Genomic DNA, 23,679 nt, shown 5'->3' on the forward strand with positions numbered 1-23,679 from the left:
TAAATGTGTTTACTTAGCAACAATGGAGATATTAGAAAAATGGACCCAACCTATACATAATTGGGGAGCTACGCTAGCGGAGCTTTCAATAGTATTTGAAGATCAATTAAAAGATGAATTAGCTTAGAAGCTTGTACTTTTTATAAATTATATGCATACTATTTGATTTTTTTGAAATACTAAAAAAGGTAATAAGAAACATTATTAGTATTTCTTAAATATAAAAAAATATTACTGGAAATGAAAATTTCCAGTAATATTAAAACAATAAAAATAATAATTACACAGAATTATCTATTCTCTCGCTGTTATTCTTTTTCTTTATCAGATGATGGTAAAGAAATATAATTTTTAACTGTTTCTAGAACTGAATCTTCTCCAACATAAACTACTATATCTTGTGAATGTATTTTAAAGTATGGTCCTGGTGATAAAAATAAATCTCCATCCCTCTTAACAGCAATTATAGTAGCTTTTGTATTATGCCAAAAGTCGAGTTCACCAATACTTTTATCTACAGCAATACTATTTTCTTCTACTATACTTTCAAAGGGAATAATAGAACCAACATTTCTTAGTTGAGTAGCAAATTCAATTATTGCATTAATATTTTTTTCAAGCTTATTATCGATATCTTTCCTTTTTTTTATTAAGTCAAAAGTGTCGCTATTTAAATGAGTAAAATCTGATTTTGTTTTGAATTTATTTAAAAACTCTTTTGCATAAGTCTTATTATTTATTATAATCCCGCTTTTTTCATTAATAGTAACAACATTCATATCTTTTAATAAGGCTAATGATCTTCTAATAGTTTCTGGAGATACATTATATATACTAACTAAAGTTGTTCTTCCTGTAATCTTACTTCCTTCCAAAAATTCATTATTTATTATTCTATGAGCTATATCAACAGCTATTTTTATATAGTTAGGTGTTTTAGTTTGTTTAGACAATATTAACATCTCCTTTACGATAAGATTCTAACACACAATATTGGAAAGTAAAATACTTATTGAAATTTATAATTTATAAATGGGTAAGAAAAGGAATAAATGTTTTGGGTATAGTAAATAATTGGAATATATGAGATTTTATGCTTTTGATAGTTAATAGTTTTTACTTGATTAGTTTATATACTATAATAATTGAATTTAGAATCTAATTAGCCTATAATTAAGGCATTAGTTGAATTTAGAGGTAAAAATATGAATAAGGATTTAAAATTAGAACAAGAAATATTAAAGGAAAAAAGGAAAAAGATAGATACGGAGCTTTTAGAGAAAAAAAAGAGTTATGAAGGTATAGAAAGTAAGTTGAGAGCTTTAACAAAGGAATCAAAAGGAAATTATAACGAAGAAAAAGAAACTACAGAAAAAATATATTCTGTGTTAAGAAAAGATATAAAAAATTATGAGGAGGCTATAAAGGTTCCTTATTTTGGTAGAGTTGATTTTAGAGAATTGAGAGGTCGTGATGAAAGTATATATATAGGCAAACAATCAGTAAGTTCAACTTTAGATGGAGAAGAAATAGTAGTAGATTGGAGAACTCCAGTAGCAGATTTATATTATAGTGGAACTGGAGGATATGCATATTATAAATCGCCTATAGGAATAATTGAAGGAAACTTATCACTAAAAAGAAAATTTTTATTTAAAGAAGATTCATTAAAAGAAATATTCGATGAAGGAATAAATGAAATTATAATAAAAACTAGTGATGAAGGAAATGACTTAGTTGATGAATTTTTAAAAATAAATCTTGAGGAAAGTAGAGGAAAAAAATTAAAAGAAGTAGTAGCAACTATTCAAAAGGAACAAAATGATATTATAAGGTGGCCAAAGAATCTACCTATTATAGTTCAGGGATCGGCTGGTTCTGGGAAAACTACTATAGCTTTACATAGGCTGGCATATTTGATTTATAGATACTCAGAAACGATGAGTGGAAAAGATATTTTAGTTCTAGCTCCTAATAAGTTATTCTTAGATTATATTTCAGATATATTACCGAATTTAGGTGTTGATGAAGTAAAACAAACTACTTTTCAAGATTTGGTACTTAATCATTTAAAAGTTAGAAGCAAGGTAAAGGGAAAAGATGAAAAACTTAAGGAGTTAATTGAGTCTACAGATGCAGAGAAATGTAAATTAATAATAAATGCATCTAAAATAAAAGGAACATTAACCTTTAAATCTATTATAGATAGATACATTACATTATTAGAAAGCGATTCTGTTGATATAACAGACATAATGATTGGTAATTATGTATTATTTAACAAAAGGGAAATAATGAGGCTTTATCTTAAAGACTTAAAAAATTATCCAATAAATAAAAGAAAGGATGAAATAAAAAGATATCTAGGATTAAAGCTTAAAGAGAGAATAGGAGTTCTTTGCCTGCAAGTAGATTTAGAATGGGATATAAGAATTAAAGAGATAAAAAATAAACAAGAGGATTGTGAAGATAGAAGGAAGCAATTGATAAAAATTTATTCAGAAAGAGATGAAATAAAAAGTAATATAAAAAACAACTCAAAAAAAGAAATGAATGATTATTTTAAAAGTTGGAGGGGAATAACCTCTAAGGATATATATGTTGATTTATTTAAAAATGAAGAATTTTTTGAACTTGCAACTTTAAATAAGATACCAAAAGAATTATCAGAATTTATGAAAGAAGAAATCATTTCAAATTATAATAGGGGAATTATAGATGAAGATGATTTAGCACCACTTTTATATATTAATATTCTTTTAGAAGGTGTTGAAGAAAAAGAAAAATATTCACATATAGTAGTAGATGAAGCACAAGACTATAATCCATTCCAAATTTATTTAGTAAATAGATTAACTAAGGGGAATTCTCTTACTTTAGTTGGAGATATTGCTCAAGGAATATATTATTATAAAGGAATAAAAAATTGGAGTGATATAGTAGAAAAGGTTTTTGAAGGAAAAGCGACATATATGCAACTTACTCAAAGCTATAGATCTACAGTTGAAATTATAGATTTTGCTAATGGTGCATTAGAATCACAAGGACTAGAGTTAAAAAGAGCAAAACCTGTATTAAGACACGGAGAATCTCCTAAAATAATAAAATGTAATAACAGCAAAGATGTAATAAAAAATATAAACAGTATAATTACTGAAGTTATGAATAAAGGTAAAAGTAGTATAGCAATAATAACAAAAGGTATAGAAGATGGTAAAATTTTAGAAAAACTTATAAAAAAGAATTCTTTATTTAAAGCAACATTAATAAAAGGAAATGAAAAAGAGCATAATGATGATATATTGATAATACCATCTTATTTAACAAAGGGATTAGAATTTGATGCAACTATTATTTATAATCCAAGTGAGTCTAACTTTAAAAATACTTTGTTAGATCAAAGGCTTTTATATGTATCATTAACAAGAGCCTTGCATTATGAATATATAATAGAAGTTGATAATATAACAGATATGATAAAAATATAAAAAATATAGCATAATTAAAAAATATATAATAAATATACAAAAAAAGTCGAATTTCATAATTGTTTGACAAATATATTTATGGTAAAATATTACTAGAATGTATAGAGATAAAAGAGTAAAGTTGGAGGTAGGGATATGTTACAGGAAAAGTTAAAAGATAATATATATTGGATAGGGGTTAAAGACCCGGATTTAAAAATATTTGATATAATAATGGAAACAAAAAAAGGAACAACCTATAACTCTTACGTAATAAATGACGAAAAAGTAGCAGTAGTAGATACTGTTAAAACTGGATTTTATGATGAGTTTAAAAATAATTTAAAAGAAGTAATTGGTAATAAAAAAGTAGATTATGTAATAGTTCAGCATACGGAATTAGATCATAGTGGATCTCTTATAAGATTAATTGAAGATTATCCAGAAATAAAAGTAGTTGCATCTAAAGCTGCATTAAATTATTTGAAAAATATATTAAATAGAGAGTTTAATGCTGTAGAAGCTAAGGAAGAAATTTCACTTGGAGAAACAAGTCTTAAATTTATAAGTTCACCTAATTTACACTGGCCAGACACTATTTTCACATATGTAAAAGAAAGAAACTTATTATTTACATGTGATTTTACTGGATCTCATTATTGTCCAGAAGGCGGAATTACAGAAAGTTTAAATCAAGATTATTTTGTTGAAATGGAATACTATTTTAATTGTATAATGGGACCATTTAAAAAATTTGTATTAATGGGCTTAGAAAAGATAAAAGATTTAAATATAGAGTGTATTGCGCCTAGCCATGGACCAGTTCATGTGGCTAATATTGATAAGATTTTAAACCTTTATAAAGAATGGGCAACAGAAGTAGAAGTAGATAAAAATAAGGTGGAAATATTTTATATTTCTGCATATGGAAATACTGAAAATATGGCTAACTTTATGAAGGAAAAGCTAGAAGCAAGAGGATATGATGTAGATGTAACAGAAATAACTACTATTCCTTTAGAAGAAAGTATAGCAAAAATAGAAAGAGCAAGAGGATTTATGGTTGGATCACCAACAATAAATCAAGATGCAGTTAAACCATCTTGGGATTTATTATCCTTAGTTAATCCTATAATAAATAGAGGAAAGCCGGCATTAGCATTTGGATCTTATGGATGGAGCGGAGAAGGCGTAAGAATGCTAACGTCAAGACTAAAAGATTTAAAGCTTAAAGTAGTTGAGCCGGGTTTATCATTCTGCTTTGTTCCATCAGAACAAGATTATAAACATGCAGAAGAAGTAGTAAATAAGTTTATAGAACTAATGTAATTATAAAAAAATAGACAAAAGGCCTGTAATAAGAAAAATACAGGCCTTTTATTGTTTTATAACTAGACATTAGCAAAAAATATATAATTATGAAGAAAGAAAGTATTGGTGATAGATAATAAATTCTCATATATATTTAATATAATATATATAAAAAAATAATTAAATTAGAAAAATTTATTCCCTAAACAAGCATATTAAGAATATCTATATAGTAAATACTAAAAAAAAGGGGGGAAACTGCTTCTTAATAATTGCTAAAGCAATTTGAAAGTGGAAAATATATGAGAAAAGAGTTAACTTCACAAGAAGTAAAATTTAATTTTAAATTCAAGGAAAGTGATCTGAAAGGCAGTGTAACAAAGATTCCTGAAATAGATAGTGAGTATGAAAAGATTGGAAGAGCTCTTAATATAAATAAAGAAGGCTATAATCTTTATTTAATCGATTCATTTTCTAAGGAAAAACTGAAGAAGCTGCAAGGTTATATAGAGGAGCAGTATAAATATCTGGAACCTCCAAAAGACATTTGCTATGTTTCATTAGAGGATGATAAGAAGCCAGAAGTATTATTTGTTAGCAATGGTAATGGTAAAAAGCTGAAGGACGCAGTTGAAGAAATAAGAAATAATTATATAGAAATAGTAGAGGAGTTCTATAATGCATCATCTGAAGATGAAAAGGATGAACTTATAGAGGAAATACAAAGTAAGAGAAATGATTATATAAGTGAATTAATGGAGATGGCAAAGAAGGAAGATTTTGAAGTAAAGGTTACAAATAAAGGTTTTGCTTTTATTCCATTAATAAGTGGAAAAGTAATTAGCGAAAGGGAATATGATAATTTAGAAAAAAACAAAAAAGAAGCTATTGTGGCTAAGGCATCTATTTTAAAGAAAAAAGCAGAATCAGTTTTAGGAAAATTAAAAGAAATAGAAACTAAGTCAATAAAAAAGTTAAAAGAAATATATAGTGATTTTCTAGCAAATGAAATGGAGGGATATAAGGATGAGGTTTTACTTGAGTTTATAGATGATGATGCAGCTTATGAATATTTAGAAAAATTATTTATATCCATGGAAAAAGAAATTATAAGTTGTTATACAATGGATATTGAAGAAGATGAAGAACAACTTTATCAAGTTATAAATAAGTATGATATACATTTACTTGTGGACAATAGTTTAAGATCTACGCCACCTGTTATTTATGAAGAGGATCCAAATTTAAACAATTTAATGGGGTTTATAGAGTATGAAAACCATAATGGTGTGTATACGACTGATATATCCTTGATAAACTCAGGAACTTTATTAAAAGCAAATGGTGGATGTTTAATTGTTAGAGTAAGTTCACTTGCTAATAATTCATATTCATATTATCATTTGAAAAAAGCCCTTATAACTAACAAAATAACATATGATATTTCAAAATCATATGTGGAAGTAATATCAATAAGTGGATTAAAGCCACAACCAATACCTATAGATGTAAAAGTGATTTTAATAGGTGATCAAGAGACTTATGATACATTATACAGTTTAGATGAAGATTTCAGAAAGTTATTTCCACTAAGAGCTGAGTTTAATCCTATTGTAGAGACTAATGATAATGTTACAGCTTATATAAACAAGTCTATAAAGGATAAGGTAAAGAGAAATAATCTTATGCCTATTACAGAGGATGGAGTAAATGAAATCATCAAATATTTATCAAGAACAGCAAATAGTAAGACTAAAATAAATATAGATACTACTGAAATAGAAAAATTAATGATTTTGGCTAATGATAATGCAAAAAAGAGAAATTCATTAATGATAGAATCTAAAGATATAGTAGATATTGCATATGTTAAAGAAAGAATAGAAAATGAATATGATAAACTTTATAAAGAAAATAAAATTTTAATATCTATTATAGGAAAAAAAGTAGGAGTTATAAATGCACTAGCCGTTTTAGATACTGGATATCATTCTTTTGGAAAGCCTATGAGAATAACGTGCGTATCTCATAAAGGATCAGGAAGAATAGTAGATATTCATAAGGAAAGTAGACTAAGTGGAAAAATACATGAAAAATCAATAAATATATTAAAGGGATTACTGAATAATATAATTAATCCATATGAAGAAATACCGGTAGATTTTTATTTGAGTTTTGAACAAATTTATGGATTAGTCGATGGAGATAGTGCATCAGTAGCAGAGATTATGTGCATTTTATCTTCATTAAGCAAAAGGCCTATAAAGCAAACAATTGCAGTAACTGGATCTATAAATCAATTAGGTGAGGTGCAAGCAATTGGAGGTGTTAATGAAAAAATTGAAGGATTCTATAGAGTATGTGATTTTTTAGATACAGTTAAAAATAAAGGAGTTTTAATTCCTTCTTCAAATAAGGATGAATTAATATTAATACCAGAAATTGAGAAGTCTATAGAAAATGGAGATTTCCATATATATACTATGGATAATCTAGATGACGCAATAGAAACTTTAATATTAGAAGAAGGAGAATCTTTAGAGGATTTTTATACAAGCTTACAATTAGAACTAAAAAAATATAAAAAGGTTATAGAAAAAAAAGAGGAATAGAAATATAAGAAAAAGGATTAGTTTCAGAAATTTACTTTAATATAGAATTTAATTTATTTAAATTTAAGTAAATCTTTAGTACCTTTAAAAAGTTAATATCTAATTTTTACAAGGGGGTCGCGTTTCGCTACCCTCTTTTATACTTCCATATTAATTTTTTTCTAAATGGGCTAACAAAACGTGAGCCAATTTAGAAAAAATTATATAATATATTGAATTAGTTTATGAAGCTTATATGAAATAATAAATAAAACACTAAAATTTTCTATTAATTTAAAAGTAATAAGATAAAAAGTTATTATTTTATTTGACTATGAATAAAATAGTATGTTAAAATTATGGAAAAAGAAGGAAAATATTTGAAATAACTATTGAGGAGGTGGGTACTCTAAAGGAAGACTTTAGAGTAGTTTGTATGTATCTAAAATTCGATAAAAAAGAAGACAAACTAGTTGTTAGCCTAATGGGTGAATTAGATCATCATAGTGCTGAAGAAGTAAGAGTTAAAATAGATGATAGGATAGATAGGGATAACATAAAAAAAGTTATATTAAACTTTAATGGAGTAACATTTATGGATAGCTCTGGAATAGGTGTAGTAATAGGAAGATTCAAGAAAATGCAAAACAGGGATGGAAAACTTTGTGTAGCAGAAATAAATAGAACTGTTAATAAGGTTTTTGAAATATCAGGTATGTATAAAATTATTGATGTATATAGCAGTATAGATGAAGCTGTAGTCAATATTTAATGGAGGGGTTTAAAATGGTAGATAATAAAGTGAGTATAGAGTTAATGAGTAAATCCCAAAACGAAGGGTTTGCAAGGGTTGCAGTTGCTGCATTTGTATCCCAATTAGACCCAACAGTAGAAGAATTAACAGATGTAAAGACAGCGGTATCAGAAGCTGTAACAAATTCTATAATACATGGTTATGAAAACAAAAAAGAGGGCATAATCAAAATAGAAGCTACTATAAGTGGAGATGAAATAACTATAAGTATTGAAGATTTTGGTAGAGGGATTACAAATGTTGAGCAAGCAATGGAACCATTATATACTTCAAAGCCAGAGCTAGAAAGATCAGGGATGGGATTTACAGTTATGGAAACATTTATGGATAGCTTAGAAGTAAATAGCGAAGAAGGTAAAGGAACTAAAGTTGTAATGAAGAAGAAATTCAACACAGTAAGTTAGGTGAAGTATATGGAAAATGGAAGTGTAAGAAAAGAGGCGTATAATTATGAAGAAAATTCACAATTAATACCTCTAGCCAAGGCAGGTAATCAAGATGCTATGAATAAAGTCATTGAAATGAATTTACCTCTTGTATCATCCATTAGTAAAAAATTCCTTAATAGGGGGTATGATTACGAAGACATATTTCAAATAGGTTCTATAGGTTTAGTTAAAGCTATAAATAATTTTGATGACAAATTTAATGTAAAGTTTTCTACCTATGCAGTTCCTATGATAATAGGAGAAATAAAGAGGTTTATTAGAGATGATGGAATAATAAAGGTCAGTAGAAATGTAAAAAGTTTAGCTAGAAAATTACATTTTGACAAAGAGCAGCTAACTAAAAAATTAGATAGAGAACCAACTATTGAAGAACTATCTCAGTTTTCTGGAGTAGATAAAGAAGAAATACTATTTGCTATAGAATCTTCTGCTAGTATGCAATATTTATATGATACTATTCATCAAGATGATGGTGCCCCTGTTTTACTTATAGACAAACTAAGTGAAAAAGGTGAAGATGATAGTGATATGATAAATAGGATTGCATTAAAAGAAGCACTAAGAAGTCTCGATAGTAAGGCAAGACAAATAATAATGCTTAGATATTTTAAGGATAAAACACAAGTTCAAGTTGCGAAAATGCTTGGTATAAGTCAGGTTCAAGTATCTAGAATTGAAAAAAAAGTATTAGTTTTAATGAAACAAAAACTACAAGAATAAAGAAAAATCTTAAATTACAAATGATAATAAAGGAAAGAAAAAATGAATAATGTATAGTAAAAAATCTTTTGAAGTTATGTCAAAAGATTTTTTTTATTGAAAAAATTTTGAAGTATATTCCAGTGTTATATTTATTATTATTGGAATAATAAAATTATACATATTTAGAAAGGAGTAATATTATGGCTAAAAAAAAGACACCAAGTGAACAACAGATATTAAATAAATTTCAAACTATTACTGATCAGACAAATCCAAAGCCTAAAATAGTAAGAAATTGTGCAAGAGCTTTTTTAGTTGGAGGAGCAATTTGTACTTTAGGTCAAATTTTTCAAACGCTTCTAGTTAAATATGGATTTCAAGAAGAAGAAGTTAAAATGTTGTTACCAATAATTATGGTATTTTTAGGAGCTTTATTAACTGGAGTAGGAATATATGATAAAATAGCATCTTTTGGAGGTGCAGGAACAGTAGTTCCAATAACAGGTTTTTCAAATGCTGTTGTTGCTCCGGCTATAGAATTTAAAAAGGAAGGTTTCGTGTTTGGAGTAGCAGCTAAAATGTTTACTATAGCAGGGCCAGTGTTAGTATATGGTATAGGAAGTTCTGTAATAATAGGTATTATTTATTATCTTATACAACTATTAAGATAAGAAAGGGGCATCACTATGAGTACTAATAATTTAAATATAAAAAAAGTTGGAAAGCAAACCGTAAAACTTCAAAACCCTCCTAAAATAATAGCAACATATTCTATTGTTGGACCTAAAGAGGGTGAAGGACCTTTGAAGGAATATTTTGATGAAATATTAAATGATGATATGTTTGGAAAAGAAAGCTATGAAAAAGCTGAGAGCGAAATGATGTATACAGCAATAACAAGTGCAATAAATCGCGCTGGATTAAAAGAAGAGAATATAGATTATTTATTTGCTGGAGATTTATTAAATCAAATAACATCTTCATCTTTTGCAGCTAGAAAATTAAATATACCGTTCTTTGGATTATATGGAGCTTGCTCCACTATGTCAGAATCATTAAGTGTGGCTTCTATGATGATAGACGGAGGATTTGCAGATTATGTTGTTGCATCTACTTCATCACATTTTAGTTCAGCAGAAAGGCAATTTAGGTTTCCTTTAGAATATGGGTCACAAAGAAGTCCATTAGCTCAGTGGACAGTAACTGGTTCAGGTGCTATGGTTCTTGGAAAAAGTGGTGATTTTCCAGAAGTGACATATATAACAACAGGAGTTGTAAAAGATTATGGAATAAAAGATCCCAATAATATGGGAGCGGCTATGGCACCAGCAGCAGTAGATACAATAGCAAGGCATTTCAAGGATACAGGTAGAGATCCTAAATTTTACGATGTAATTGCAACAGGAGATTTAGGTAAAGTAGGTAAGGAAATAACATGTAAATTACTATTAGAATATGGATATGATATAAGGGAAAATTATTTTGATTGTGGCGATATGATATATGACGATACAGTTCAAAATACAGATTCAGGTGGAAGTGGATGTGGATGCTCAGCTGTGGTATCATCAGGATGTTTCTATAAAAAATTAATGAGAAAAGAAATAAAAAATCTTTTATTAATTTCTACAGGAGCTCTTATGAGTACAACCTCGTCTTTACAAGGAGAAAGTATCCCTGGAATAGCACATGCTGTAGCAATAGAATTTAAAGAAAAATAGAAAGGGGAAACTAGTATGGAGTATTTAAATGCTTTTATCGTAGGTGGAATAATATGTGTAATAGGACAAATTCTTATGGATACAACAAAGTTAACACCAGCAAGAATATTAGTAATCTTTGTAACTGTTGGAGCAATATTAGGTGCATTCGGAATATATGATAAATTAGTAGAAATAGGTGGAGCTGGAGCGACAGTGCCGTTGCCTGGCTTTGGAAACTCACTTGCAAAAGGTGCTATAAAAGCCGTTGAAGAAAAAGGATTAATAGGCGCTTTTACAGGTGGAATAACTGGAACAGCAGCAGGAATAACAGCTGCAATTTTCTTTGGATACATAATGGCATTAATATTTAATCCAAAAACAAAATCTTAATAGTTTATAGAAAATATTAGAAATTAATACTTTAAAAAAATATCCTAACAACTTATACTATAAGTGTTAGGTTTTTCTTTTTTTTAGTTAAATATAAAAAATGATATAATTAAAATAACTTAAAAAATGATAGTAATAAATGGCGAATTATTAGAGGTAGGAGGAGGAAAATGAAAAGTTATTATGGGAATAGCTGGATAAGGGTGGTAAATTCACTTGGGAGTAATGTAAATAAGGGGCTTTATGAATATGATTGTAATTTAAGAAAAGAAGAGGATGGGAATAATAAAATTTCTCTTCCACATTCTAGAGGAATGTTTAAATTAGCATTAGACATCTTAAAAGAAAAATACTTGTATTTATATTTATTATTTATAGGATTTTTTTTATTTAATAAATTTTACATAGTTAGTGTACTAACTATATTTTTGCTATTATTTAATTTAGGGTTTAAGTTATATCATGAAGTTTCTAAAGAAAAAGAAATAGAAGTTTTACAAAATTTAAATACTTCTCAAGTGCTAGTTTTAAGAGAAGGAGTAGAGAAGCTAGTAGAAGCAGAAGAGTTAGTAAAAGGAGATATAGTTTATTTTAGAAAAAATTCCATAATTGCAGCTGATATTCGAATTATAGAGAGTGAAAATCTTAAAGTGGATGAAAGTAATGTAACTGGAGATAGATTTTTAAAGGATAAGTTTTCGACAAAGCTAGATAATGAAATATTATCTATTGGTGAAATAAGTAATATTCTTTTTAGAGGATCCTTAGTTAAAGAAGGCTCAGGAAAAGGGATTGTTGTAGAAATTGGGAATAATACACAATTAGGAAAATTAATAAGAATAATAGATGATTCAAATAGCAAAAAGGATATTACTATAAAAAAAGTAGAGGAAATTTTAATTAAACTTGCATTATGTTTAATTATTGTACAAGCAATTTTTGTAGTTGTATTTCCTGGGAAATTAATTGACAAAAAACAACTATTTAGTCAAGAGATATTTGCGACAATTTGTATATTTATCCCGCTTATAGTAACATATTATGGAAAATACATAAAAGAAAAAATTTTGAAAGAAGACGATATTGAACTAACAAATTTTTCAGCTTTAGATTTAGTTAATGATGTAAAAATATTTTTCTTAGATAAGCTTGGGACTATAACTAAAAAGGAATTATTTTTAGATAAATTATATACAAATGAACAAATTTATAAATATAATGCAATAGATATTAATGATATAAATATCAAAAGACTTTTAGATATATCAATACTTTGTAATAATGCAAAGTACAATAGTGATAATAATTGGTCAAAAGGAAATATGTTTGAAGTAGCATATGTAAAATATGGTGTTGAAAATTCTATTTTCAAAGGTAATTTAGAGAGTAAAAATAAGAGGAAGTTCCAAATAAAAAGAGACTCTAATGAGAATATTATAACTACAGTAAACAAAAATAGAAATGGATATAGAGCAAATTCTAGAGGAAGTTTGGAAGGAATATTAAATTGTTGTACTCACATTCTTATTAATGGAATAGAAAGAGAAATTTCTCCAGAGGATATAATTAAGATTAAACTTACAGATTTAAATTTTTCAAAAGAAGGATTAGTAACAGAAGCATTTGCATATAGAAGTTTTAATTATGAGCCTTCAGAATTTGAAAATATAGAAAGTAATTTAGTGTTTGTTGGAATTATAGCTTTAGAGAATCCATTAATTGATGATGTAGTTGATGATATTGAAAATATTATGGAGCAGGGTGTCTTACCAATTATATTTACTGAAGATAATAAAATAGCTTCTGAAATGTTTGGTAAGAAAATAGGTCTTATATCGTCATTAGAACAGATAACTACAGGAGTTGAATTAGAATCTTTAAGTAATGAGGAAATGCTTAAAGTTGTTTCTAAAACGAGGATTTATTGTAAACTAAATCCGGAACAAAAGAATAAAATTATATCATTATATCATACTGATGGATATAAGTTTTCTATTGAGGGAGAAACCTTAGGAGATATTTCTCTTATAAGTTTAGCAAGGGTTGGAATAGTTAAAGGTAAGTTATCAATGTTACTAAAAAAAATGGGAGACATATATACTTATAAAAGTAGTATCAAAGCTTTCTTTAAATTAAAAGAAAAACATGCTGAAGTAGAAGAAGGAATAAAAAGAGGAATAAGTATATATACAATAGCTATGCTATGCGAAATTGTATTTTTAAATTTAAAATATTTTATAACAAGCGGAACGGTAGTAGACGAGTATTTTATTATATTAATGAACTTTTTAATGCTTTCACCTATAATACTTATAAATATGATATATGGTAATGATGTTTATAAAGGGAAAAAGGTAGTTTTAAGAGGTATATTATTTTGTGTTATACCTGGAGTTGCAATTTATTTTATAAAAGATAATTATGACATAATAGGATTTTCTTTAATGGGAGTAATGCTGATTATAGATACCTTAATTAATTGTCAAATATTTAAAAAAGGAAATTTAAAAGGAGTAAAGCTATTAATATTAACTATATTAATTTATTTAGTATCTTTATTCATATTAATTATGATAACTAAATTTACTTATTCAATGATATTTGTTATTGTGATATCGTGGTTAATATTTATTTTTTTATTAGGAGATTTAATTATAAAAAAATGGTAAAAATTATTAATGAGGTGTTGCCATTTGAATTATGAAGAAAAAATAAATATATTACCATATATATTTATTACTTTTATATTATCGAGTTATATATTTGTAATTTCAAACAGAAATATTGGGCTAGCAATACTTATTGCTAGCTATTTTTTTTTAATGTTAATATTCAAAATAAATTTGAAGTTAACTATTATACTTATAGCTTTCTTTTCCATACCAATAATTAATAATATTTATTACTATAATTTAGAGGTCGGTGAAAAAGAGAATGTAAGAATAATATCAATTAATTCGTACGGAGCAACTGCAGAGGTATCAAAAAGAAAGATATATTTATCGGGTAATTTAAAAAATGTTAAATTAGGTGAAAGGCTTATAATAACTGGAGAGTTTACTAAAGAAATAAATCAAGAAAAAGGGGTAATAGGAGAGTTTAAAGTAGATGATTTTAAGAAATTAGATGTTGATTTAAAAGGAAAAATATATAGAATTAGAGAAGATATATTTAATTCATTAAAGGAAAAATTAGGATATAGAAGAGCAGCAATAGTTACATCTATATCATTTGGATACTCAGATTTTTTAGATAGAGATGATGAAGAAGATATGAAAAATTTAGGTGTACTTCATGCAATTTCTGTATCAGGGCTACATATGGTTCTAGTTTACTCAATATTAAAAAGGATATTTGGAAGTAAACTTGCTCCTATAGTTTCTATAATTTATGTAATATTTACAGGTGCTGCGTTATCAACTGTAAGATCATATATAATGATGTTATTTATGGGCTTAGCAACTCCTTTAAAAAGAAATTATAATCCTCTTGCATCATTATCTATGGCTGGAGTTGTATTAATTTTATATAAGCCATATAGCGTTTTCGAAGTAGGGTTTCAACTAAGTTTTTTAGCTACTCTTGGGATAATACTATTTAACAAATCAATAAATAAAAAGTTATATAAGTTCCCAAAGTTTTTAAGGGAAGGAATATCTATTTGTTTATCATCACAAGTTTTTACATTTCCAATTTTAATAATATATTTTAAAGAGTTTTCTTTGGGATTTCTAATGGGAAATTTACTACTATTACCTTTAATAAATATAGTAGTTGTACTAGGAAACTTATTAGCTGTTTTAGTTAAATTCAATGCTCTTTTTAACTATATAGCTTTTATAACTTATTATGTAACACTATTTATAGATATATCAACAGAATGGTTACTAAATATAACTCCAAATGCCTTATATTTAAATGAAATGGTAATTATATGTTATATTATTATTTCAATTACATGTTATTTTTATTATAAAGGCTATCGAAAAGTTATTTATTTTCCATTAATACTAATTTTCTATTATTACATGTTAGTATATAGTCCATTTCCTAAGATAGAATATTATAAAGATGGAATAATAGCAATAAGCTTTAAAGGAGAACGAAGTATAGTTGCTCTGAAAAAAAGTGTAGATTTGGAAAAATATAAAATAGTAACTTTATCACAAAATTCATATAAAGATTTTAATAATATAAGAATAAATGATAATTATCAAATGTTAAAATACAATAAAGATATTATACTAAAAGGAAGAAATAAGAGTTATGTACTTAAAATATCAAAAGGGAAAAATGATTCTAATTATGATATAATAGATTGTAAATTGAGCGATTATAGTAAGATAATTTTGCTTGAAAATAAGATTTTAGTATTTAATTAAAGAAAGGTAGATTAATTTGATAGATTTTGATGCACTAGAAGGTGAAGTTAAAAAAAATAAAATAGAAAATTCTTATATTTTTTGTGGTTTAGATGAGGAACTTATAAAAGAAGGAATAAATTTAATTGTAAATAATACTGTAGACAAATCCTTATTAGATTTAAATTATATAAGGTTAGATGGATTAACTACAAATTTTGATGAAATTATGAATGCTTGTGAAACAATGCCTTTTATGGGAGATAAGAAAGTTGTAGTTGTATATAGAGCAGCATTTTTAAAGGATAAAACAGATAGTGCAAACACTAAAATTTATAATGAAGTATTAAAATATCTAAAGGATTTACCACCTTATACAGTGCTAATAATGTATTATTTATTTAATGATAAAAGAGATACTCCTAAAAAAAATAATAAAATAAAATCACTAGATAAAGTTTCTAAAGTAGTTTATTTTGATAGGCTTAAAAAAGACAGATATTATAAAAAGGTAGAAGAAGTATTTAAAGCTAATGGCAAAGAAATAGGAAAGATAGAAGCACGATATTTTGCTGAAAAAGTCCAAAATAATTTTGATATAATTAAGAGAGAAGCAGATAAAATTATTTCTTATACTAATGGGAAACAAATAACTAAAAGAGATATAGATAAACTTATAGCTAATTCTAGTGAAGATGATATATTTGATTTAATTGATTTAATATCTCAAAGAAAAGCAGAAAAAGCAATTGATTTACTAGATGAATTATTATTTAAAAGCGATCAACATATGCTAATAATAAGTAATATAGAAAATAATTTCAAAAGATTATATGAAATTAAGATACTTAGCCAAAATGGGCTTAATACAAATGATCTTGCAAGTAAATATAAATTGCCAACTTTTATATGCGAAAAGCTTGTGAACCAATGCAATAAATTTACTGTAAAGCAATTGCAAAGATTAATGGAAATTTGTTTAGAAACTGAAAATAAGCTAAAAACGTCTGGTATAGATAAAACTATGGAGATGGAACTTATGCTTTTTAATATATTTATGGTAAAGTAATTATGTAAAATAATAGCCGGTCCAGTGGACCGGCTTCTTATTTGATTACGCCATAGCGTTTAACTTTGCAGCTAATCTTGATTTCTTTCTAGCTACCATGTTCTTGTGACATACTCCTTTTTGAGCTGCCATGTCTAAAGCTTTAACAGCCTTAGGGAAAAGAACGTTAGCTTCTTCTGCATTATTTGCAGCAACAGCAGTTTCAAACTTCTTTATAGCAGTTTTTAAAGCTGATTTTATCATTCTGTTTTGAGCAGTCTTAGCTTCTGTAACTTTAATTCTCTTTTTTGCTGATTTAATATTTGCCATTCTAAATTCACCCCCTTAATAATTTTATAGGGTCTCTTTGCAGCTTTGGGGAAATCTGCGTTCGAGTTCGTTTTTAACATACTAGATTATATCATTGAAACTTTATAAGTTCAAGTATTAAATTATAACATTAAGGAAAAATAAGAAGGATGGAAGAATTTTAGGAGGTATTAGTATGATAAATGTAAGAACAGATTTAGCTATAGAAGCACGAGACATGTATACAAAAGAAAATAAAAGGGAACTAGATGGAGTTATTGTAGAAGAAGAAAAGGAAGATGATATAAAAATAACTACAGTAACTATAGAAAGTGATGAAGCAGGAAAGGAACTTGGAAAACCTAAGGGTAATTATATAACTATAGATTTTCCAGAATTTACACACTATGATGGAGAATCTATGGATAAAGTATCTAAGGTTGTTGATAATGTGTTAAAAAGAATGGTTGATATCTCAGAAGAAAAGACAGCTTTAGTTGTTGGACTTGGAAACTGGAATGTAACTCCTGATGCACTTGGACCAAAGGTAACAGAAAAAATTATGGTAACTAGACATTTAAAACAAGTGATGCCAGATGCAATAGATGATTCAGTAAGACCCGTTTGTTGTATATCACCAGGTGTTTTAGGTGTTACTGGAATAGAAACAGGAGAAATAGTAAAGTCTTTAGTAGATAGAATAAAACCAGATTTAGTCATATGTATAGATGCATTAGGATCTAGAAAATTAGAAAGAGTTAATAGGACTATTCAAATAAGTGATACTGGAATTTCTCCAGGAGCAGGCGTTGGCAATCATAGAATGAAAATAAATGAAGAAGTGTTAGGAGTAAAGGTTATTGCAATTGGAGTTCCGACTGTAGTTCATGCATCAACAATAGCAAATGATACTATTGATTTATTGCTTGATGAACTCATAAGTAAGGCAGAAAGTGGAAAAGAGTTTTATAATATGTTAAAGTCAGTGGATAAAGTTGAAAAGAGCAATTTAATAAAAGAAATATTAGATCCATTTGTTGGAGATTTGATGGTAACTCCTAAAGATGTTGATGCGGTTATAGAATCTTTAGCAAAAATAATTGCTAATGGAATAAACATGGCAGTACAACCTAATTTGGATATGGAAGATATAAATAAATTTATGAATTAATTAAATAAATTTAATAAAAGTATTAATAATTATGTAACTCCCCTAATATAAATAATATAGAAAAGGGGGAGTTGCCGTTGTATTCATTAAGACAAACTATACCTAAGCAAAAACTAAGAAGTGTTAGGGGAAAACCAGCCTCACCTAAATCAGGCTTTAATTTTGGATATGTAATAATTATACTTGCTGTTATTGTATTTTTTATAAGAGCAATGGGAGTTATAAATAAATACAATGAGCGAGGTGGCTATGCATATGTTCAAATGTTAAATTTCACTATGCCAGTTGTAAAAGCTCAAGTGTATGATGAAGGTGAGTATGCAGAAAATAACCTTTCAGTAAAGAATGTAGCGTTAGAGGCTTTAGGTCTTAGAGGATTTAGTACTTATGGAATAGTTGGAAGAGAAATAAGCTTGTTTAAAGACAGTACTTTAGGAGATTCTGCTTTAGGCTCAGCAATAAAAGGTTTAACACCGTTTTCATTGAAAAACGAAAGTATAGCTAAAATGACCTCAGAGGAAATTGCAGAATTAAATAAGGTAAGTGCAGCATATGATCCAAGCTTAAAGAAAGCATTAGATAACTCAAAGCCAGAAGTCCTTATATTCCATACACATACAACAGAAAACTATGCAGAAGCAGGAAAAGATACTACGGATAGTAACTTTAATGTTGTAGGTGTTGGTGATGTTTTATCGAAGGAACTAGAAGAAGGGTATGGAATATCGGTAATTCACGATAAGACAAATCATAGTGTTTCTTATAATGATTCTTATACAAGATCCAATCAGACGTTAACAAATTATTTGAATAAGTATGGTGATTTTAAAATAATAATAGACTTGCATAGAGATAGCGTAGCTAATAAAGATGCAGTAACAGTTAATTTAAATGATCAAAATTTAGCTAAGATGATGTTTGTTACAGGACAAAACAGTACAAGATATGAAGCTAATAAAGCCTTGGTGGATGAATTGTATAATACTGCTAATACTTTATTTCCAGGGATAATTAGAAACACTTATGAATATGAAATTGCAGCAACATCTATCAATTATAGCTTAAGTGACAATTTTGTACTTATAGAAGTAGGTGCAAATGTAAATACTGCTCAAGAAGCAAAATTAACTGCAAAATATATAGCAAGAGTTTTGGCAGAACACTTAAATAGGAATTAAAATTGAATAAAATTTGATATTTATGAGCATCCTTTTAGATAATAAAAATACTAGGGGGTGCTTTTTTGTTTAATAAAAAAGTCTTAATAGGAACATTAATATTTTCATTATTAATTCTTATTGGTTTTGTTCAAATTAATATTGTAAATACTAGAGCATTATCACCAATAGGGAATGGAGAAGATAATTATCAATTAGTAAAAGAAGAATTTGGAGAAGATTTTGAGGAATTTATAAGGGATAATGCAGAAATTAAAATCTATACTACAGATGAAAATAATGAAAATACAACCATAAAGGTATCAGATAAAGAGTTTATGATAAATGCTAATAATCCAATAACAGAAAAAATTTACATGCTAGGTAGTAGTATATATAATGGATTTAATAGTATAAAGAATAAAATTAATGATAAAATAAAGAGTGATGACAAGGATGAAGAAACAAATTCTATAAATGAAAATAGTCAAGAAGATATAAATGAAAGTAATCAATATGATGAAAATAATATAGAACCTAAAGATAAAAATACAAATACTAATAATAATAAATTAGATAAAATAGTTAATGACTTTTTAGAAAAATCTAATTAGATATAGTATTTTAAAGCGTTTAACAACTTCACATTTATATTGACATGTATCCTAGGCATTGTGATATAATTTACTTTGATTTAATTATAATGGGGGTGAAGTGACTATTAACCAAAAAAACGGTTGTAGTTTTATATATGAGTAGTAATAGACAAAAACATATTAGAAATTTTTCAATAGTTGCCCATATAGATCATGGGAAGTCAACCCTAGCTGATAGATTATTAGAAGCCACAGGAACTCTAACACAAAGAGAAATGGAAGAGCAAATCCTTGACAATATGGAAATAGAAAGAGAAAGAGGAATAACTATTAAGTCTCAAGCAGCAAGACTTATATATAGAAGATCAGATGGAGAAGAGTATATATTAAACTTAATAGATACTCCTGGTCACGTAGATTTTACATATGAAGTTTCAAGAAGCTTAGCTGCATGTGAAGGTGCAATATTAGTTGTAGATGCTACACAAGGTGTTCAAGCACAAACTTTAGCTAATTGTTATTTAGCATTAAACAATGATTTGGAAATAGCTCCAGTAATAAATAAAGTTGACTTACAATCTGCAAGACCAGATGAAGTTAAACAAGAAATAGAAGATATAATAGGAATAGAGGCACAAGATGCTCCAATGATTTCTGCTAAAACAGGGTTAAATATAGGAGATGTTTTAGAAACAGTAGTAGAAAATATACCTGCGCCAGATGGAGATGAAGATGCACCTCTTAAAGCTTTAATATTTGATTCATATTATGACAGTTATAAAGGTGTTGTTTCATATGTAAGAATATTCGATGGTGTAGTTAAGCCAGGAACTAAAATTAAGTTAATGGCTACAAATAAGGTATGCGAAGTTACAGAAGTAGGGGTATTTACTCCTAAGACACTACCGATAGCTGAATTACGTGCAGGAGATGTAGGATATATAGCTGCATCTATTAAAAATGTAAGAGATGCAAGAGTTGGTGATACTATAACTGAAGCAGATAGACCAACAGCTGAAGCTATGCCAGGATATAAGCCAGCAGTACCAATGGTATATTCAGGAATTTATCCTGTAGATGGAGCAAAATACCAAGAGCTTAAAGATGCTTTAGAAAAGCTTCAAATAAACGATGCTGCTTTAAGTTTTGAGCCAGAAACATCTATAGCTTTAGGTTTTGGATTTAGATGTGGATTCTTAGGATTATTACATATGGAAATAATTCAAGAAAGAATTGAAAGAGAATTTAATTTAGATATAATTACAACTGCACCATCAGTTATATACAAGGTAATAAAAACTAATGGTGATATAATAGAACTTACAAATCCTACAAACCTTCCAGAAGCAACAGAGATAGAATACATGGAGGAGCCAATAGTTAAGGCAAGTATAATATCACCTTCTGACTATGTTGGAGCTGTAATGGAATTATGTCAAGAAAGAAGAGGAACCTTTATTGACATGCAATATTTAGAGGAAACAAGGGTTTCTATAAATTATGATATTCCATTAAATGAAATAGTATATGATTTCTTTGATACATTAAAATCTAGAACAAGAGGATATGCATCATTAGATTATGAATTTAAGGGATATACTCAAACTGAGCTAGTTAAGCTTGATATAATGTTAAATGGAGATGTTGTAGATGCTTTATCTATGATAGTACCAAGAGAAAAAGCTTACGAAAAAGGAAGAGGAATTGCTGAAAAGCTAAAAGAAATAATTCCGAGACAAATGTTTGAAGTTCCAATTCAAGCAGCAGTTGGTTCAAAGATAATAGCAAGAGAAACAGTTAAGGCTATGAGAAAAGACGTTCTTGCTAAATGTTATGGTGGAGATATATCAAGAAAGAAGAAGCTGTTAGAAAAGCAAAAAGAAGGAAAGAAGAGAATGAGACAAGTGGGATCGGTTGAAATACCACAAGAAGCATTCATGGCAGTTCTTAAAGTAGATAAATAAATTCAAATATCAAAAGGCTAAGTTTCATAAAGAAACTTAGCCTTTTTGATAGATAACTATAAGAGTAAGGTGGTAATATTATAATTTATTATATTTAAATTTACTTAAAGTTGTGCATTATATTAAATTATTTTAAATAAATACTTTCGATATAATTGTATAAAGATGATAAGTCGTAAGTATTAGCTACTAACTTCAAGTAAGGAATAAATTTATAATCATCCATTTCAATAAACTTAGAGACCTTTGGATTTATCCTAAAATATTTAGATTTTAAAATTTCTTTGCAGTACATATCTTCTAAATCGGACATTCCATCCATTAAAAGAGCTAATAATGGGGATTTCATTTTAGCTAGGGGGTGAAATGACCATTGTAAAATTCCCCATTTTTCTGTTTTGCCGTTAATCCTTTCAGGACTATCACCAGTACCTATAGAAAGTAGTCTTATCTGCTCCAGGCTATAAGAAGGGCCAAGAGCTGCTAAAGCTGCTAATAATGAAATAGCTGTAGGAGAATTAGCAATAACGCCTCCATCGACAAAACCTTTATATGATGGAAAGTATGTAGGGGCAGCTGAGCTTGATAAGATAGTATCTTTTACACTAAAATCACATGTTGGATTTTTAGATAAATTATTAAAGAATATTGGTTCCCAAGTATTTTTGTTTAATCCCTTTACATGAAAAGCAGGAATAAAAATAAATTTTTTTAAGTCTCCAACTTTTAGGTTGTCATCGAAATAATTTGAGATAATATTCTTCAAATTAATATTATTAAACTTGGGACGAAATAAATTAAAATGAGATGGAGAAAAAATTTTTTTCGCAGTAGGATTACTGTATAAATTACTTATCTCATTAATAGAAACTTCTTTTGCTAGCAATGAAGCAATTATTGAACCAGTTGAAGTGCCTGTAAATAAATCTACTTCATCTAAAAAGTTGGGATATTTCGAACAAATTCTATTTAAAATTTCGACACTTAAAGCACCTTTAATTCCACCACCATCGAAGGCGAGTATTTTAAATGTTTTCAAAATAAATCTCTCCTTATACAAACTATTTTTCAAGTGATAATCTATAAATAATATATTCAATTAAAGAGTTATTGACATAGAAGTTACAATAAAAATTTAATAGGGCATTATCTTAATTATGTAGGCAATCAGTAGAATATATAAATTTTTTTATAAAATTATTTACTTAATAAATATATTTGTAATTAAAGTTAATAAAGGAAAATATATTTAAATTGTATAAAATATTTAAGTGAGGTGTATGTTATGCTAGAGGCAAAATTGAGGGATTTAAAAAAGAAGGGAAAAGTATTAAGAAATTCAGGGTTAGTAACTGGTACCATTAAAAGAAAAAATGGAGAAACATCATTAATATCAATGGTTAGTCATAAATTAGAAACATATATTTTAAGAAACGGATTAAATGCAACAATGAAGGTGAATTTAGAAGGTAATGTAATCGATACAAAGATTCGACGAGCGCAAAAGGATATAGTATTGCACAACATTATTAATATAGATCTTATAGAAATATAAAAATAGGAGAATAAATTATATTATATAATTTATTCTCCTATTTTTTACCTTTTCATTTTGGAGTAGTTCTGTATAATAGCAATAAAGAGAA

At 27.4% G+C, this 23,679-nt stretch carries 20 protein-coding genes; 17 read left to right on the forward strand and 3 right to left on the reverse strand.

The features are described 5' to 3' along the window. Positions 1 to 308: 308 nt before the first annotated feature. Complete coding sequence (locus CSBG_RS03935) at positions 309 to 953, reverse strand: TrkA C-terminal domain-containing protein (RefSeq protein WP_008677269.1); 645 nt, start codon at positions 951 to 953, stop codon at positions 309 to 311. Positions 954 to 1,205: 252 nt separating this feature from the next. Here CSBG_RS03935 and helD point away from each other — a divergent pair, with 252 nt between their 5' ends. The 12 genes from helD to holA all read left to right on the forward strand — a co-directional run bounded on the left by helD (position 1,206) and on the right by holA (position 16,857). Next, positions 1,206 to 3,488 carry an RNA polymerase recycling motor HelD gene (helD, locus tag CSBG_RS03940; RefSeq protein ID WP_008677271.1) on the forward strand — a complete coding sequence of 761 codons (2,283 nt, stop codon included), beginning with the start codon at positions 1,206 to 1,208 and terminating at the stop codon, positions 3,486 to 3,488. A gap of 135 nt (positions 3,489 to 3,623) precedes the next feature. After that, the gene (locus CSBG_RS03945) at positions 3,624 to 4,796 is read left to right on the forward strand and encodes an FprA family A-type flavoprotein (protein WP_008677273.1); all 1,173 of its coding nucleotides are present in this window, start codon (positions 3,624 to 3,626) and stop codon (positions 4,794 to 4,796) included. Between the two features lie 284 nt (positions 4,797 to 5,080). Continuing rightward, positions 5,081 to 7,390, forward strand: coding sequence for an AAA family ATPase (locus CSBG_RS03950; protein WP_008677274.1), 2,310 nt, complete (start codon positions 5,081 to 5,083; stop codon positions 7,388 to 7,390). A 415-nt stretch (positions 7,391 to 7,805) separates the two neighbouring features. Beyond that, positions 7,806 to 8,141: an anti-sigma F factor antagonist gene (spoIIAA, locus tag CSBG_RS03955; protein WP_035284999.1), complete on the forward strand. Its 336-nt coding sequence runs from the start codon at positions 7,806 to 7,808 to the stop codon at positions 8,139 to 8,141. A 14-nt stretch (positions 8,142 to 8,155) separates the two neighbouring features. Beyond that, the gene (gene spoIIAB / locus CSBG_RS03960) at positions 8,156 to 8,587 is read left to right on the forward strand and encodes an anti-sigma F factor (protein ID WP_008677277.1); all 432 of its coding nucleotides are present in this window, start codon (positions 8,156 to 8,158) and stop codon (positions 8,585 to 8,587) included. Positions 8,588 to 8,596: 9 nt separating this feature from the next. Further along, complete coding sequence (gene sigF / locus CSBG_RS03965) at positions 8,597 to 9,352, forward strand: RNA polymerase sporulation sigma factor SigF (RefSeq protein ID WP_008677279.1); 756 nt, start codon at positions 8,597 to 8,599, stop codon at positions 9,350 to 9,352. Positions 9,353 to 9,534: 182 nt separating this feature from the next. Next, a complete protein-coding gene (gene spoVAC, locus CSBG_RS03970) occupies positions 9,535 to 10,005 on the forward strand; it encodes a stage V sporulation protein AC (RefSeq protein WP_008677280.1) in 471 nt (156 codons plus the stop codon). Positions 10,006 to 10,020: 15 nt separating this feature from the next. Beyond that, positions 10,021 to 11,055 (forward strand): stage V sporulation protein AD, encoded by a 1,035-nt coding sequence (gene spoVAD / locus CSBG_RS03975; protein ID WP_008677282.1) that lies wholly within the window; start codon positions 10,021 to 10,023, stop codon positions 11,053 to 11,055. Positions 11,056 to 11,070: 15 nt separating this feature from the next. Further along, positions 11,071 to 11,427 (forward strand): stage V sporulation protein AE, encoded by a 357-nt coding sequence (gene spoVAE, locus CSBG_RS03980; protein ID WP_008677283.1) that lies wholly within the window; start codon positions 11,071 to 11,073, stop codon positions 11,425 to 11,427. A gap of 170 nt (positions 11,428 to 11,597) precedes the next feature. Next, the gene (locus CSBG_RS03985; RefSeq protein WP_008677285.1) at positions 11,598 to 14,096 is read left to right on the forward strand and encodes a cation-transporting P-type ATPase; all 2,499 of its coding nucleotides are present in this window, start codon (positions 11,598 to 11,600) and stop codon (positions 14,094 to 14,096) included. A 153-nt stretch (positions 14,097 to 14,249) separates the two neighbouring features. Beyond that, complete coding sequence (locus CSBG_RS03990; protein ID WP_147567998.1) at positions 14,250 to 15,809, forward strand: ComEC/Rec2 family competence protein; 1,560 nt, start codon at positions 14,250 to 14,252, stop codon at positions 15,807 to 15,809. Positions 15,810 to 15,825: 16 nt separating this feature from the next. Then, positions 15,826 to 16,857 (forward strand): DNA polymerase III subunit delta, encoded by a 1,032-nt coding sequence (gene holA / locus CSBG_RS03995; RefSeq protein ID WP_008677289.1) that lies wholly within the window; start codon positions 15,826 to 15,828, stop codon positions 16,855 to 16,857. A gap of 45 nt (positions 16,858 to 16,902) precedes the next feature. Here the strand turns inward: holA and rpsT are convergent, their stop codons facing one another. After that, the gene (gene rpsT, locus CSBG_RS04000; RefSeq protein WP_008677290.1) at positions 16,903 to 17,166 is read right to left on the reverse strand and encodes a 30S ribosomal protein S20; all 264 of its coding nucleotides are present in this window, start codon (positions 17,164 to 17,166) and stop codon (positions 16,903 to 16,905) included. A 175-nt stretch (positions 17,167 to 17,341) separates the two neighbouring features. Between rpsT and gpr the strand changes: the two genes are divergently transcribed. The 4 genes from gpr to lepA all read left to right on the forward strand — a co-directional run bounded on the left by gpr (position 17,342) and on the right by lepA (position 22,033). Then, the gene (gene gpr / locus CSBG_RS04005; RefSeq protein ID WP_008677291.1) at positions 17,342 to 18,316 is read left to right on the forward strand and encodes a GPR endopeptidase; all 975 of its coding nucleotides are present in this window, start codon (positions 17,342 to 17,344) and stop codon (positions 18,314 to 18,316) included. A gap of 77 nt (positions 18,317 to 18,393) precedes the next feature. Next, the gene (locus CSBG_RS04010) at positions 18,394 to 19,494 is read left to right on the forward strand and encodes a stage II sporulation protein P (protein WP_008677292.1); all 1,101 of its coding nucleotides are present in this window, start codon (positions 18,394 to 18,396) and stop codon (positions 19,492 to 19,494) included. A gap of 65 nt (positions 19,495 to 19,559) precedes the next feature. Then, positions 19,560 to 20,087 carry a hypothetical protein gene (locus tag CSBG_RS04015; RefSeq protein WP_008677293.1) on the forward strand — a complete coding sequence of 176 codons (528 nt, stop codon included), beginning with the start codon at positions 19,560 to 19,562 and terminating at the stop codon, positions 20,085 to 20,087. 137 nt (positions 20,088 to 20,224) lie between these two features. Next, positions 20,225 to 22,033 (forward strand): translation elongation factor 4, encoded by a 1,809-nt coding sequence (lepA, locus tag CSBG_RS04020; RefSeq protein WP_008677294.1) that lies wholly within the window; start codon positions 20,225 to 20,227, stop codon positions 22,031 to 22,033. A 127-nt stretch (positions 22,034 to 22,160) separates the two neighbouring features. Here lepA and CSBG_RS04025 read toward each other — a convergent pair whose 3' ends face one another. After that, on the reverse strand, positions 22,161 to 23,072 hold the full coding sequence (locus tag CSBG_RS04025) for a patatin-like phospholipase family protein (RefSeq protein WP_008677295.1): 912 nt from the start codon (positions 23,070 to 23,072) through the stop codon (positions 22,161 to 22,163). A 246-nt stretch (positions 23,073 to 23,318) separates the two neighbouring features. On the opposite strand from CSBG_RS04025, the gene CSBG_RS04030 reads away from it, so the two are divergent. Beyond that, entirely contained in the window at positions 23,319 to 23,588 is a 270-nt protein-coding gene (locus CSBG_RS04030) for a hypothetical protein (protein ID WP_008677297.1), read from the forward strand. Positions 23,589 to 23,679: the final 91 nt, after the last annotated feature.

It is taken from the genome of Clostridium sp. 7_2_43FAA (assembly GCF_000158375.2).
Taxonomy (GTDB): domain Bacteria; phylum Bacillota; class Clostridia; order Clostridiales; family Clostridiaceae; genus Clostridium; species Clostridium tertium.